General features: G+C 72.5%; 13 protein-coding genes. 6 read left to right on the top strand and 7 right to left on the bottom strand.

All coding sequences use genetic code 11. The annotated features are described in order from the left end of the window. From C1J01_RS37435 to C1J01_RS37420, 4 genes are all read right to left on the bottom strand, one after another. Positions 1-1964 (bottom strand): FAD-binding and (Fe-S)-binding domain-containing protein (locus C1J01_RS37435; protein ID WP_111183702.1); only part of this gene is annotated, 1964 nt, incomplete at its 3' end. Between the two features lie 21 nt (positions 1965-1985). Next, the gene (locus C1J01_RS37430) at positions 1986-2999 is read right to left on the bottom strand and encodes a zinc-dependent alcohol dehydrogenase (protein ID WP_111183699.1); all 1014 of its coding nucleotides are present in this window, start codon (positions 2997-2999) and stop codon (positions 1986-1988) included. After that, the gene (locus C1J01_RS37425; RefSeq protein ID WP_111183698.1) at positions 3000-3848 is read right to left on the bottom strand and encodes a fumarylacetoacetate hydrolase family protein; all 849 of its coding nucleotides are present in this window, start codon (positions 3846-3848) and stop codon (positions 3000-3002) included. A gap of 42 nt (positions 3849-3890) precedes the next feature. Beyond that, positions 3891-4661 (bottom strand): IclR family transcriptional regulator, encoded by a 771-nt coding sequence (locus C1J01_RS37420; protein WP_111183697.1) that lies wholly within the window; start codon positions 4659-4661, stop codon positions 3891-3893. 128 nt (positions 4662-4789) lie between these two features. Here C1J01_RS37420 and C1J01_RS37415 point away from each other — a divergent pair, with 128 nt between their 5' ends. Further along, positions 4790-6499, top strand: coding sequence for an IlvD/Edd family dehydratase (locus tag C1J01_RS37415; RefSeq protein WP_111183696.1), 1710 nt, complete (start codon positions 4790-4792; stop codon positions 6497-6499). A 178-nt stretch (positions 6500-6677) separates the two neighbouring features. Further along, positions 6678-6878: an SDR family oxidoreductase gene (locus C1J01_RS37410; RefSeq protein WP_268958779.1), complete on the top strand. Its 201-nt coding sequence runs from the start codon at positions 6678-6680 to the stop codon at positions 6876-6878. A 57-nt stretch (positions 6879-6935) separates the two neighbouring features. On the opposite strand, the gene C1J01_RS37405 is transcribed toward C1J01_RS37410, so the two are convergent. After that, a complete protein-coding gene (locus C1J01_RS37405; RefSeq protein ID WP_181449187.1) occupies positions 6936-7640 on the bottom strand; it encodes a TetR family transcriptional regulator in 705 nt (234 codons plus the stop codon). 579 nt (positions 7641-8219) lie between these two features. Here C1J01_RS37405 and C1J01_RS37400 point away from each other — a divergent pair. From C1J01_RS37400 to C1J01_RS37380, 4 genes are all read left to right on the top strand, one after another. Continuing rightward, on the top strand, positions 8220-9416 hold the full coding sequence (locus tag C1J01_RS37400; protein ID WP_111183693.1) for an acyl-CoA dehydrogenase family protein: 1197 nt from the start codon (positions 8220-8222) through the stop codon (positions 9414-9416). A gap of 17 nt (positions 9417-9433) precedes the next feature. Next, entirely contained in the window at positions 9434-10543 is a 1110-nt protein-coding gene (locus C1J01_RS50425; protein WP_181449186.1) for an acyl-CoA dehydrogenase family protein, read from the top strand. Between the two features lie 55 nt (positions 10544-10598). Next, a complete protein-coding gene (locus C1J01_RS37385; protein WP_111183692.1) occupies positions 10599-11213 on the top strand; it encodes a CoA transferase in 615 nt (204 codons plus the stop codon). 105 nt (positions 11214-11318) lie between these two features. After that, on the top strand, positions 11319-12398 hold the full coding sequence (locus tag C1J01_RS37380) for a CaiB/BaiF CoA transferase family protein (protein WP_111183691.1): 1080 nt from the start codon (positions 11319-11321) through the stop codon (positions 12396-12398). Positions 12399-12633: 235 nt separating this feature from the next. On the opposite strand, the gene C1J01_RS37370 is transcribed toward C1J01_RS37380, so the two are convergent. Together C1J01_RS37370 and C1J01_RS37365 are read right to left on the bottom strand one after the other, a co-directional pair. Continuing rightward, positions 12634-13791 (bottom strand): thiolase C-terminal domain-containing protein, encoded by a 1158-nt coding sequence (locus C1J01_RS37370; protein ID WP_111183690.1) that lies wholly within the window; start codon positions 13789-13791, stop codon positions 12634-12636. Beyond that, positions 13791-14195: Zn-ribbon domain-containing OB-fold protein (locus C1J01_RS37365; RefSeq protein WP_220040275.1), on the bottom strand; the 405-nt coding region annotated here is incomplete at its 5' end. The genes C1J01_RS37365 and C1J01_RS37370, both read right to left, overlap by 1 nt.

Below are 14195 nucleotides of genomic sequence, written 5' to 3'. Positions count from 1 at the left end.
GCCTCGGGAAGCGCGGGCGGGGTGGCGGCGGCGGTGTCCAGCGCCAGGTTCATCGCCCGGGTGACGCCGTCCCAGTGCTGGGCGGCCGTCTTCCAGCTCTTCTGCGCGGCGGGACCGTGGCGTTCGGCGCGCAGGCGCTTGGTCAGGTCACCGGTGTTGATGCCGACGGGGCAGGCGGTGGCGCACATGCCGTCCACGGCGCAGGTGTCCACGGCGTCGTAGGCGTACTCGGCTTCCAGCTCGCGGGCGAGGGCGTGGTCGCCGGCGGAAACGGCGGCGGCCAGCTCGCGGCGCAGCACGATGCGCTGGCGCGGCGTGGTGGTCAGGTCGCGGCTCGGGCAGACGGGCTCGCAGTAGCCGCACTCCACGCACCGGTCCACCTCGGGCTCGACGGTGGCGACGGCCTTGAGGTCGCGCAGGTGGGCGTCGTCGCGGTCGGTGAGGACGACGCCGGGGTTGAGCGTGCCCTTCGGGTCGCACAGGCGCTTGATCTCCCGCATCACCTCGTACAGCTCGTCGCCGTACTGGCGGCGCACGAACGGCGCCATGACCCGGCCGGTGCCGTGCTCGGCCTTGAGCGTGCCGCCCCTGGACAGGACGGCCTCGACCATGTCCTCGGTGAAGGCGGCGTAGCGCTCCAGTTCGGTGTCGAAGCGCTCGTTGAGCATGAAGTGCAGGTTGCCGTCCTTGGCATGGCCGAAGATGACGCTGCGCTCGTAGCGGTGCTCGGCGAGCAGGGCGGTCAGCTCGTCGCAGAGCTCGGCCAGGGCGGGCACCGGGACGGCGACGTCCTCCAGCAGGGCGGTGGTGCCGCTGGGGCGGGCGCCCGCGACCGAGGCGTACAGACCCTTGCGGATGTGCCACAACCCGGCCCGGCCGCCGGAGTCCCTGCTGAGCCGGGCGGGCGCCGCCAGCGACAGCGAGGGGAACAGCTCGTCGGCGGCGCGTTCGCGGTCGGACAACCGGTCGGAGTCCGACTCCTGCCATTCGACCAGGAGCGCCGCGTGCTCGGCGACGGTGAGAGTGCGCAGGACGTCGTCGGCCTTCGGGTCGGTCTGGGCCACGCGCAGGGACTCGGCGTCCAGCAGTTCGACGGCGGCGGGCTCGGCGGCGACCAGGTCGGGCATGGAGGCCATGGCCTGGCGCAGGGTGGGGAAGACGAGCAGGCCGGTGGCGGCCAGCCGGTGCGCGGGCATCGTGCGGAAGACCGCCTCGGCGACGAAGCCGAGCGTGCCCTCGCTGCCGATGACCAGATGGGCGAGGATCTGCGCGGGGGAGTCGTGGTCGAGGAGGCTGTTGAGGCCGTACCCCATGGTGTTCTTGAGCGCGAACTGGGCGGTGATCCGGCGGACCGAGTCGGGATTGCCCCGCACGCGGTCGCGCAGCCGTTCCAGGCCCTGTGCCAGCTCGGGTTCGAGCGTGCGCAGGCGCTGGTCGGCGTCGGGGGCGCCGGTGTCGAGGACGGTGCCGCTGGGCAGCACGATCGTCATCGACTCCAGGGTCCGGTACGTGTTGGCGTGCGTGCCGCAGGTCATGCCGCTGGAGTTGTTGGCCACCACGCCGCCGATCGTGCACGCCGACTCGCTGGCCGGGTCGGGGCCGAGCTTGCGGCCGTACGCGGCGAGGCGGGCGTTGACCTGCCGCAGCACCGCGCCCGGCTGCACGCGCACCCGCCGCCCGTCGTCCAGCACCTCGATCCCGCGGAAGTGGCGACGGGTGTCCACGAGGAGATGCTCGCTGACCCCCTGCCCGCTCAGGCTGGTGCCGCCCGAGCGGAAGGTGAGGGGCAGACCGGTACGCATCAGCGCGCCGACCTGCTCGGCGCTCTCGGGCACCAGCACCGCCTGCGGGGTGAGCAGGTAGTGCGAGGCGTCGTGGGCCATGCCGAGCCGGTCGCTCGCCCGCGTTCTGGTGATGCCCGGAACGGCGGCGTCCACCGCGGCGAGGAGAGCGGGGTCCGGCATGTCGATCACGTTCGTACTCTCTTATCGGCGGGGGTCGATGTGGATCTTCGGGCCCGGCCCGGCGCCGGCCGGCCGCCGTCCGGCCAGGACGCCGGCGGCCTCGGCGAGGCCGACCGTGGCGGCCACGAGCGGCCGGGCGTCGACCGAGCCGTCGGCGTAGGCGGCGATGGCTCCGGCCAGGCCGGCCGAGCCGCCGAGGATGCCGACGGCGGTGACGTCTCTGAGCACCAGGTCACGGGTGTCGATCGTGGACAGGGTACCGGCCAGGCCGATGTAGACGACACGCCGGCCTGGCTCGACGAGGTCGAGCGCGAGAGCGGGCAGCTCGGGCGCGTTGGACGCGTCGATGACCGCATCCCAGGGGAGCGACGGCAGTGACCCCCGGGTCCAGGCGTCGGTGAAGCCGAGGCTCTCGGCCAGGCGAAGACCGTGGTCGTCGCGCCCCATCACGTGGACCTCGGCTCCGCCGGCTCGCGCGAACAGCGCCGTGAGGAGGCCGATCGTGCCCGTGCCCAAGACCAGAACCCGCTCGCCCGCCGCCGGCGCCGCGGCGCGGACGGCCCGCAGAGCGTTGCCTCCCGGTTCGACGAGCGCGCCGAGAGCGGGATCCACGACGTCCGGCAGGTGGTGCAGGGCCGTGGCGGGCACCGCGAGTTTCTCGGCCAGCGCGCCCGGGCGGCCCCGGCTGATGCCGATCTCGGCGAGCTCGGCGCACACGTGGTGACGGCCGGCCCGGCAGCGGTCGCAGTGACCGCAGCCGAGCATGGTGTCGCCGGTGACTCGCCGCCCGAGCCACGAAGGGCTCGCGCCCTCGCCCACCGCGCTGACGCGCCCGCACCACTCGTGGCCGGGACGGAGCGGGTACCAGGAACGGCCGGTGCGCAGGTAGCTCATCTCGCCGGTGAACAGCTCGACGTCCGTGCCGCACACGCCGGCCCGCTCGATGTCCACCACCACTTCGCCTGGCGCGGCGACAGGCGGTTCGACCTCGCGGACCTCGGCTTCGCCAGGGCCGGTCAGGACCAGAGCGCGCATCTATCGGGGTCCGACGACGTGCTGGCGCTGGGCGCCGAGGCCGTCGATGCCGAGCTCCATGACGTCGCCGGGCCGCAACCAGACGGGCGGGTTGTGGCCCATGCCGACGCCGGGCGGGGTGCCGGTGTTGATGAGATCGCCGGGCTCCAGCACCATGAACTGGCTCAGGTGGTGCACGATGACGTACGGGTCGAAGATCATCGTCTTGGTGGTGCCGGTCTGGCGGCGCACGCCGTTGACGTCCAGCCACATGCCGAGGTTCGTCACGTCGCCGATCTCGTCCGGGGTGACGAGCCAGGGGCCGGCCGGGTTGAAGGTCTCGGCCGACTTGCCCTTGCTCCACTGGCCGCCGCGCTCCATCTGGAAGGCGCGCTCGCTGACGTCGTTGACCACGCAGTACCCGGCGATCGCGTCCCGTGCCTCTTCCACCGAGCCGAGGTAGGAGGTGCGGCGGCCGATGACGATGCCCAGCTCCACCTCCCAGTCGGTCTTCGTGGCGCCGCGCGGGATGCGCACGTCGTCGTACGGGCCGACGAGCGTGTTCGGCGACTTGGTGAACAGGATCGGCTCGTCCGGGACGGCCTGGCCGGTCTCGGCGGCGTGGTCGCTGTAGTTCAGGCCGATGCACAGGATCTGGTGCGGCCGGGCGATAGGCGCGCCGATCCGCTCACCGGCGAACTCCCGGGGCCGACCGCCGGCGATCCGGTCGGCGAGCAGGGCCGGGCCGCCGGCGGCGAAGAACCGCTCGTCGAAGTCGGGGGTGAGGTCGGAAACGTCGACGTAGTGCGTCTCGTCGACGCGGACGACGGGCTTCTCGGCGCCGGGCGCGCCGATGCGCATGAGGTACACGGGCGTCTCTCTCAGCAGGGGTTCGAGCGGGCGTGGGCAACTTCACGTGGGTTTCTTCCCTGTGACGATGGCACGGATGGCGGCCACGTCGTCGATGAGCGTCCGCAACGGGGTCCGGTAGGCCAGGCCGCTGACGCTGATCGCACCGCTGGGCGTCGTGGGAGAGGTCAGGTACGCCGGAACGGCCAGGCAGTTGACGCCCGGCTCGCTCTCCTGATCGTCGACGGCGTAACCCTGTTCGCGAACCCGTTCCAGTTCGGCGTGCAGGCCCTCGACGGTGGTGATGGAGCGCTCGGTGCGGCGCGCCAGTTTTCGGTCGCCCACCCACGCGCGGACCGCGTCCTCGTCCGGCAGGCCGTGGGCCAGCAGGAGCTTGCCGACGGCCGTGCAGTGCGCGGGGTTGCGCCCGCCGACGACCGAGGTGAGCCGGACCGCGCCGGCAGCCGGGTCCAGCTTGGAGCGGTAGACCACCGAGTCGCCGTCCAGCACCGCGTAGTGCACCGTCTCGCCGTACCGGTCGCACAACGCCTCGAGCACCGGGGTGACCCGCACATGATCGGGCCGCGCCTCGTGGTGGGCGAAGGCCATCCGGAGGAACTCGTCACCCAGCACGTACCGGCCATGACCGTGCCGCGCGGCGAACCCGGCACGGCGCAGCGCGGCCAGCGCCCGGTGCACGGTCGGCTTCGGGCTGGCGACCGCGCGGGCCATCTCCTCCAGCCCGATCCCGTCGGGGTGGCGGGCCAGCTCGGCCAGCACCGCCAGCACGCGGTCGGACCCGACGAGCTTGGGCTCGTCGATCAGCTCGGGCATGTTCCGAACGTTAGACCACCGTTCCAAAAAACGGAAGTTCTTCCCGTCGCGTGACGTATGGGGTTACTCTTCCTCTGGCTTTCACAAGCCGGACGAAAGTTCCAAATAATGGAAAAAGGGGTGGCCTGATGGCGGGGAGCCGAAGCGCTCAGTGGTACGCCGGTAACGACCGCAACGGCTACATCCATCGAGCGTGGATGCGGCGCGGGCTGCCGTCCGACGCGTTCGACGGCCGGCCGCACATCGCCATCGCCAACACCGCCTCCGACCTCACCCCCTGCAACATGCATCTGAACGAGGTCGCCGAGCACGTCAAGCGCGGGATGTGGGAGGCCGGCGGCGTGCCGCTGAACCTGCCGGTCGTCTCCCTCGGCGAGACGAACGTCCGGCCCACCGCGATGCTCTGGCGCAACATGGCGGCGATGGCCATCGAGGAGATGTTGCGCGCCAACCCGATCGACGGCGTGGTGCTGCTGGGCGGTTGTGACAAGACCATCCCCGCCCTGCTGATGGCCGCCGCCTCGGTGGACCTGCCCGCGGTGGTGGTGCCGGGCGGGCCCATGCTCACGGGACACTTCCGCGGTGCCGCGCTCGGCTGCGGCACCGACGTGTGGAAACTCAGCGAGGAGGTGCGCGCCGGCACGCTCAGCGGTGAGGAGTTCCTGCGCTCGGAGTCGTCGATGATCCGGAGCAAAGGCCACTGCAACACGATGGGCACCGCCTCCACCATGGGCCTGCTGGCCGAAGTGCTCGGCATGACGTTGCCCGGTCTGGCCGGCACCCCCGCCCCCGACAGCCGCCTGCTGGAAGGCGCCCACGAGACCGGCCGCCTGATCGTCGGGATGATCGCCGCCGAACGCCGTCCCAGCACCGTCCTGACGCGCGGCTCGTTCCTCAACGCCATCGTCGCCCTGGCCGCGCTCGGCGGCTCCACCAACGCCGTCGTCCACCTGCTGGCCATCGCCGGCCGCCTGGGCGTCGAGCTGACCCAGGACGACTTCGACCGCATCGGCTCCGGCGTCCCCCTCCTGGTGGACCTGCAACCGGCGGGCCGCCACCTGATGGACGACCTGTACCGCGCCGGCGGCCTGCACGCCGTGCTCCACCAGGTACGCGACCTGCTCGACCCCAAGGCGATCACCGTCACCGGCCGCCCCCTGGTCGACCAGTTCCAGAACGTGACGATTCATGACCCCGAGGTCATCCGCACCCGCGACGAACCTCTCCAGCAGGACGCCGGCATCGCCGTCCTGTACGGCAACCTCGCCCCCGACGGCGCCGTCATCAAGCCCGCGGCCGCCTCACCGCATCTGCTCAAGCACCGTGGCCCGGCCGTGGTGTTCGACTCGGTCGAGGACCTGCACGCCCGCATCGACGACGTGGACGTCACCCCCGACTCGGTGCTGATCCTGCGCGGTTGCGGCCCGAAGGGCTACCCCGGCATGCCGGAGGTGTCCAACATGCCGCTGCCGCCCAAGCTGCTCGCCCAAGGCGTGCGCGACATGGTGCGCATCTGCGACGGCCGGATGAGCGGCACCGCGTACGGCACCGTCGTGCTGCACGTCGCCCCCGAGGCCGCCGCCGGGGGGCCGCTCGGCCTCGTCCGCACCGGCGACATGATCATCCTGGACGTCGAGAACCGCCGCCTCGACGTCGACGTCCCCGCCGAGGAGCTGGCCGCCCGCGAGCCGTCCCCGGAGATGACCGCCGCGTTCGCCCGCCCCGAGCGCGGCTGGCAGCGCCTCTACGTCGAGACCGTGCGGCAGGCCGACACCGGCGCCGACCTCGACTTCCTCGTCGGCTCCAGCGGCGACCACGTGGCCCGCGAATCCCACTGAGAGGACCTCGATGTCCCGCACCGCCCTCATCACCGGCGGCGTCAGCGGCCTGGGCAAGGCCGCCGCCCTCCGCCTCGAAGCCGGCGGCGTCGAAGTCATCACCTCGATGTGACCGACGGCGCCGACCTCGTCGTGGACGTCACCCGATCCGGCCGCCGTCCAGACCGCCGCCGACGAGATCGGCCCCGCCGTCATCGAGACCCCGATGAACACCACCACCGGCCCCGAGGCGCTGGCCCACCTCACCGGCCTCATCCCGATGAAGCGCCTCGGCCGTGCCGAGGAGGTCGCCGTGCTGATCGCCTGGCCCGCCTCCGACAAGGTCAGCTTCTCCACCGGCGCCGTCTACGACATCAGCGGCGGCCGCGCCACGTACTGACGTTCCCCTTCGCCGTCATCCGACGTGACCTGCTGCGGTGGGAGCCTGACGGGTCGGTCAGTGCCTCCTGAGGAGGTCGCCGGTCGCGAAGGCGGGCGCGTCGTCGCTCTCCGGCTCGGCCGGGTCGGGCCGGCGGTCGGCGGACGGGTCGGCGGGGAGCAGGCGCTTGGCGGCGAACTTGAGGCGTTCTTCGACGTATTCGGGGGTCATCTGGCCGTTGAGCCAGCCGATCACGCTGCTGCTCCAGAGGGATTCGAGCATGTGCAGGGCGCGGTATTCGGCGGCGGTGGTGCGGTGGTCGGGACCCCAGGCGGCCAGGGCCATGATGTTGGCGAAGGTGCTGGGGTCGCGCTGCCGCGTGGGCGACGGCGGGGGTTGCGGCTGCTGGGTGAGGGGCTTGGGAATGTGGTACGCGCTGAGGGCGGCGTGCGCGAAGCCGCGGTTGTACTGCATGGCCCGGAACGCCCGGTGGAGCACTTCGGCGGCACGCCCCTCGGGGGTGCGCTGCCGCGGGGGCCGCTGGATGATGTCGTCGCGCAACTGGCCGAGCTGTCCGTTGGTCGCGGCGTTGAGCAGGTGGTCTTTGGACGGGTAGTAGCGGTAGAGGGTGGACAGCGCGACTTCGGCGATCCGGGCCACCTCGCGCATCTGGACCGCCTCGTAGCCGCCTCGGGTGGCGAGCGCCATGCAGGCTTCCAGGACGCGCTCGGCCCGGAAGGCGCGAGCCTCCGCTGTCCGGCCGCGCTTGTTGACGCGGGTCATACCTCTGAAGATTACACGTTCTAGTGAGTGTCGTTGAAACGCCTCGGTTAACGCCGGCCGGGGGAGAGCGGCGGCCTTCCGGCGGGAATTGACCGAGCAGTAATGCGGCGCCGCGATTTCCCGCCGAAAGAATCGATTCCGATGGTGCGCGGCGCGTCCGTCCGGCCAGGTGGGGCAGGGGATGCGGGTCCGGACGCGGGCATCCTCACGAGGCCCGCGAAGCGAATTCGACGGCGGGCGGGTAGGCATGAACCGGCGAAATAGTCCGCGCCATCCAAGCACCGCCCACGACATTATCCGACCTTACCGTAACTCGTACCGGTAGACCGCCGGAATCGCGAAGGCGCCCGGCCGGTCGGCCGGCCACGCCACGGCCGCCAAGCGCGGGCCGTACCGCTAACGATAACCCGTTTCCGTAGTCGGCTCAGAAGCGATGCGGGGGTACGGCCGCACACCCCCTTCCTCTTGACATCCGCCGGGGAACGGGTCAGCCTTTCGCTAAACAGAACGTGTTCCCATACAGCGGCGGCGGCCGCGTTGCCGCCACTGCCGCGCGCGATATCTCCGAGAGGAACGCGCATGACGTCGATCGACGAGTTCCGTACCAGGGCGCGACGCTGGCTGGAGCAGCACGCCAAACCCTTCGACGAGTCCGCCGACTACGACATGGAAGGCAGTTCCGTCCCGCTGGAGGAGTCGAAGCGGTTCCAGAAGGCGCTGTGGGAGGCGGGGTTCGCCGGCATCACCTGGCCCAAGGAGTACGGCGGGCAGGGCCGCGGCGCCGAGGAGCTGATCGCCTTCAGCGAGGAGGCCGCCGACTTCGAGCTGCCGACCGGGCCCTTCGTCATCGGCCTCGGCATGCCGGGCCCGACGATCCTGGAGCTCGGCACGGAGGAGCAGAAGAGGCGCTACCTGCCGCCGATGTTGCGCGGCGAGGAGATCTGGTGCCAGCTCTTCTCCGAGCCCGGCGCCGGCTCCGACGTCGCGAGCCTGCAGACCACGGCCACCCGTACCGAGAACGGCTGGGTCATCAACGGGCAGAAGGTGTGGACGTCCGGCGCCCAGTACAGCGACTTCGGCGCCATCATCGCCCGCACCGACCCCACGCTGCCCAAGCACAAGGGCATCACGATGTTCGTCGTCGACATGCACCACCCGGGCGTCACCGTGCGGCCCCTCGTGGTGGCCACCGGGCAGGCGCCGTTCAACGAGGTGTTCTTCGACAACGTCGAGGTGCCCGCCGACGCGGTCATCGGCGAGGTCGACAAGGGCTGGGACGCCGCCGTGGTGATGCTGCGCAACGAGCGGGTCGCCATCGGCGCCGGCGGCCGCGCCCGTTCCAACCCGCTGAGCTACGACTCGCTGCTCGAACTGGCCCGTGCCCGGGGTGCGCACACCGACACCGCGGTCAGGCGCCGGCTGGCGCTGCTGTACGCCCGCGAGTCGGCGCTCACGACGTACGGGCGGGTGCTGCACGAGGAGACCACCGCCGGGCTGCAGATCGGCGCCCGCGGGTCGGCCGCCAAGCTGGCCGGCGCCGAGTTGTCGCTCTGGGCGGCCGACCTGGCGCAGGACATCCTCGGCGGCGACGTCGTCCTGGGCGGCGCGGACGTGGAGCGGGTGGCCGCCGCGATCGTGGGGGCGCCGGGCGGCGCCACCGCGGGCGGCACCAACGAGATCCAGCGCAACATCATCGGCGAGCGGGTGCTCGGGCTCGCCAAGGACCCGGGCGTCGACCGGAACACGCCCTTCAACCAGCTGAAGCTCTCGCGCTGACCGACTCAGGAGCTCATGTGTCACTCATCTTCACCGATGACCAGAAGAGCCTCGCCCAGACGGTCAAGCGCTTCGTCGCCGACCGGACGCCGCTGCCGAAGGTCCGCGAGGTCATCGCCGGCGACCAGGCGTACGACCAGAAGATCTGGGCCCAGCTCGCCGGCGACCTCGGGCTGGCCGGGCTGACCGTGCCGGAGGAGTACGGCGGCGCGGGCGCCACCCACGCGGACCTGTCGGCGGCGCTGCGCGAGCTGGGCGCGGGGCTGGTGCCCTCGCCGCTGGTGGCGTGCCTGCTCGCCGCCGGCACGCTGCTCGCCCTCGACGACGAGCCGGTCAAGCGGGAACTGCTGCCGCAACTCGCCGAGGGCGGCATCGTCGGCACGCTCGCCGTCAGCGAGCCGGGCAACCGCCAGTGGATCCCGGCGAGCCCGGCGACCTCCGCGTTGCACGCCGGGAGCGGGATCACGCTGTCCGGCGTCAAGGAGGCGGTGCTGAACGGCGCCGAGGCCGACGTCCTGCTCGTCCAGGCCGCCGGTCCCGACGGAGCCGGCGTGTATCTCGTGCGCGGCTCCGCCGAGGGCCTGACGGTCACCAGGAACGAGGCGCTCGACCCGACCCGCAGCGTGGCGACCGTGACGTTCGACGGCACTCCGGCCGTGCTCGTCGCCGGGGACGCGGCCGCCGCCCTCGACCGCGCGGCTGACCTCGCGAACCTGGCGATCGCCTCCGAGCAGGCCGGAGCGATGCTGGCCTGCCTCACCATGACCACCGAGTACGCCAAGATCCGCTACACGTTCGGCCAGCCCATCGGCGCCTACCAGGGCGTCAAGCACAAGCTGGCCGACATGTACACGACGTGGGCGCTGTGCGACGCGGCGCTGCGCGAGGCGACGCGGGCCGCCGACGAGGAGCCGGAGAAGCTCGGCGCGGCCGCCGCGGCGGCGCGGGCGCTCGTCTCGCCGGGGTACGTCACCGCGGCCAAGAACACCATGCTGCTGCACGGCGGCATCGGCTTCACCTGGGAGCACGACGCCCACTTCTTCTACAAGAACGCGATCGCCGGCAACGTCCTGGCCGGCGACGCCGACTACCAGCTCGACCGGCTCGCCGGCAAGCTCGGCGTCTGAGACGCGGGGCCACCGCCCGTGCCGGGCGGCGGCGGCCCCCTCCTTGAGGTGAACCATGACCACCGACGTGCCAGGGACGACCCCAGGCCCCCTGGCGGGGCTGCGGGTGCTCTACCTCACCACCGAACGGGCCTGGCTGAGCGGGCGCATGCTGGCCGACCTCGGGGGAGTCGTCACCCTGGTCGAGCCGCCGGGCGGGCATCCGTCCCGGCTGGACCGGCGGCCGGGCGCGCCGCCGGGCCGCCCCAACCCGGCCTGGCCGGCCTTCAACCGCGGCAAGCGCTCGGTGACCCTGGACCTGGCCCGGCCGGGCGGCCGGGAGCTGTTCCTGCGGCTGGCGGCCGGCGTGGACGTCGTCGTCGAGTCGTACGACCCCGGCACCCTCCAGGAGCGGGGCCTCGGCCACGACGCGCTCGCCGCCGTCAACCCGCGCATCGTGCTCACCAGCGTCACGCCGTTCGGCCGGAGCGGCCCCTACGCCCGCCACGCGTCCGCCGACCTCGTGGTCGCCGCCATGGGCGGGGCGGTGTGGCTCAACGGCGACCCGGACCGCGCGCCGGTCCGCATCAGCGCCGACCAGTACTTCCTGCACGCCGCGGCCGAGGCGGTGGTCCACACGCTCGTGGCCCGGCACGTGGGCCCGCCTGCACGGCAGCCCGCTGACCGGTAGCGCGCGGGTCCCCGAGCCCGGCGCCGACAATCAAACGGTGTGGCGGGACGAGGCCGGGCTGTCGGCCCTGGAGTTGCGCCGCCACCGCGACGAGCGGGTGATCTGATGCCCGGTCCGCTCCAAGACGTCAAGGTCTGGGACGCGTCATGGGTGGGCGTCGGCCCGCTCGCCACGCGCTACCTGGCCGACTACGGCGCCACGGTGGTGCACACGGAGAGCCCCCGGTCGCTGGACGTGCTGCGGAACGCGCCGCCGTTCAAGGACGGGGTCATGGAGCGCCTCGGCTTCGGCTATGGCCGCCTGCGGGAGCTCAACCCTTCGGTGATCATGCTGTCGACGTCGATGAACGGCCAGACGGGGCCGCGCCGCGGCTTCGCCGGCTTCGGCACAGTGCTCGCGGCCATGAGCGGCTTCTCCGAGCTCACCGGCTGGCCCGACCGCGCCCCCGGCTCGCCGTACGGCGCGTACACCGACTTCATCGGGCAGCGGTTCGCCGCCACGGCCGTGCTGGCCGCGCTGGAGCACCGCGACCGGACCGGGCAGGGCCAGTACATCGACCTGTCGCAGCTGGAGACCGGCCTGATGTTCCTCGCGCCGGAGCTGGTCGGCCACCAGCTCACCGGGCGGATCGCGACCCGCGACGGCAACCGCGGACCGCACGCCGCCCCGCACGGCGTCTTCCCGTGCCGCCCCGAGGGCGGGCGAGAGAAATGGGTCGCCGTCGCGGTGACGGACGACGACCAGTGGGCGGCGTTCCGCGCGGCGCTGGGCGACCCCGCCTGGGCCGCCGATCCCCGCCTGACCACCCTGGCCGGACGCAAGGAGCAGGAGGACCGGATCGAGGCGGCCATCGCCGCATGGACGCGAACCCGCACCACCGCGGAGGTCGTGCGGGCGCTCCAGCCCCGGGTGCCGGCCGGCCCCGTCCACGACGCGTGGGGGTTGCAGGCGGACCCGCAGGTCGCGCACCGGCGCTACTTCCGGCGGCGGACCCACACCGTCATGGGCGAGATGCTCTACGAGGGCGCCCAGGTGGAGATGTCGCTGACGCCGCCCCATGTCAGCAAGGCCGCACCGCTGCTCGGCGAGGACAACGAGCAGGTCCTGACCGAGCTGCTGCGCTTCAGCCCGGCCGAGGTCCGGGAGCTCGTCGGCTCCGGGGCCGTGGAGCAGGTGCTCGACTGAACCCACCGAACGGAAGGCAGACCCATGCCCTCGCAGATCCCCGACGCCGCCCAGCTGGCGGGCGTGCTGGACGCGGCCGAGGAGAGGTTCGGCACCGCCACCGTCCTCCTCAACGCACCCTGCTCTACCTGGTCTCGCCGGACTCCGAGTTCGTCACCGGCACGGTCGTCAAGGTCGACGACGGCCAGGGCGCGCGCTGAGGGGCGCCGGGGACGCCCGTCCCCGGCGCCCGGGATCAGCCCTGGTGGCGGGAGAGCACCAGGCTGCCGGCCGCGCCGAAGAACATCCCGACGCCCTGCACGAAGCTGATGTCGACCTTGGGCAGCTGCTCCACCGCCACGCCGCGCAGCTGGCGCACCGCCTCCTGGATGGCGAACATGCCGTACATGCCGGTGTGGGTGTACGACAGGCCGCCGCCGTTGGTGTTCATCGGCAGTGAGCCGCCCTTGAGGGTGTTGCCCTCCTTGACGAAGTCGCCCGACTCGCCGCGGCCGACGAACCCCAGGTCCTCCAGCATGTAGAGCGGCACGTGCGCGAACGCGTCGTAGGCCATCAGGTGGTCGACGTCCGCGTGGCCGACGCCGGCCGTGCGGAACGCCTCCGCCCCGGCCTTGCGGAAGGCCGCGAACGAGCCCGGATCGGCCATCTGCGACACCATCGGCCCCTCGGCCGACTCGCCGGAGCCGAGCAGATAGACCGCCCGGTCGCCGCTCGGCAGGTCCTTCGCCCGCTCGGCGCTGGTGAGCACGAGCGCGCCGCCGCCGTCGGTCACCACGCAGCACATGTCACGGGTGAACGGGTACGCGATCGGCGGCCCGGCCAGCACCTCCTCCACCGTGGTCGGCTTGCGCCGGAAGGCGCGCGGGTTGTTCAGCGCGTACGACCGCTGCGCCACCACGAGGTGGGCCAGGTGCTCGCGGTTCATGCCGCGCTCGTGCAGGAAGCGCAGCGCGGGCAGGGTGAAGGACGAGTACGGGGTCTGGGCTCCGTACACGGCCTCGAACTGCCCGGTCGCCGAGGCCGGGTTCGGGGCCCACGGCGCGACGCCGACGCGCGAGCGGCCGGACTCGCCGTGGGTGACGAGCACGACGTCGGCGGCGCCCGCCGCGATGGCCGCCGCGGCGTGCCGGACGTGCAGCATGAAGCTGCAGCCGCCGACCATGGTGCCGTCGAGCCAGCGCGGCTCGATGCCGAGGTGGTGGGAGACCTCCAGCGCCAGCGGGCCCGCGGTGGCCACGCCGTCGACGTCCTTCGCGGTGAGCCCCGCGTCGGCCAGGGCGTTGCGGGCCGCGTCGGCGTGCAGGCCGAGCACGGGGGTGTCGGGCAGGACGCCGAGCTCGGTGGTCTCGGAGGCTCCGACGATGGCGATGGCGCCGCCGTGCATCGACGTCATCAGGCCACCGCCCCGGCGGGGGCGAACACGGGGAGCGTGAAGCCCTCCCGCTGGGTGAACTCGACTTTCAACGGCATGTCCAGCTCCAGGTTCTCGGGGTCGGGCGCGACGCCGACGATGTTCGTCATCAGGCGCGGCCCCTCGGCCAGTTCCACCAGGGCCACGATGATCGGCGTGCCGGGGTCGAAGGGCGGCAGCGGCCGGTGGTTGATGATGTACGACACCAGCCGCGCCTCACCGCTGACGGCCGTCCACTCCACCTCCCCCGAGCCGCACCGGGGGCAGAAGGGACGCGGGTAGAAGTAGTGCTGGGCGCACGAGGTGCAGCGCTGGACGCGCAGCTCCCCGTTCGCGGCGCCTTCCCAGAAGGGGAGTGTCTCCGCGGTGGGCGCGGGGGCCGGGCC

Source organism: Nonomuraea aridisoli, from assembly GCF_003236395.1.
In the GTDB taxonomy this organism is placed as follows: domain Bacteria; phylum Actinomycetota; class Actinomycetes; order Streptosporangiales; family Streptosporangiaceae; genus Nonomuraea; species Nonomuraea aridisoli.
The sequence above is the reverse complement of the archived record's forward strand: the minus strand, read 5'-3'. Positions and strand labels throughout refer to the sequence as shown.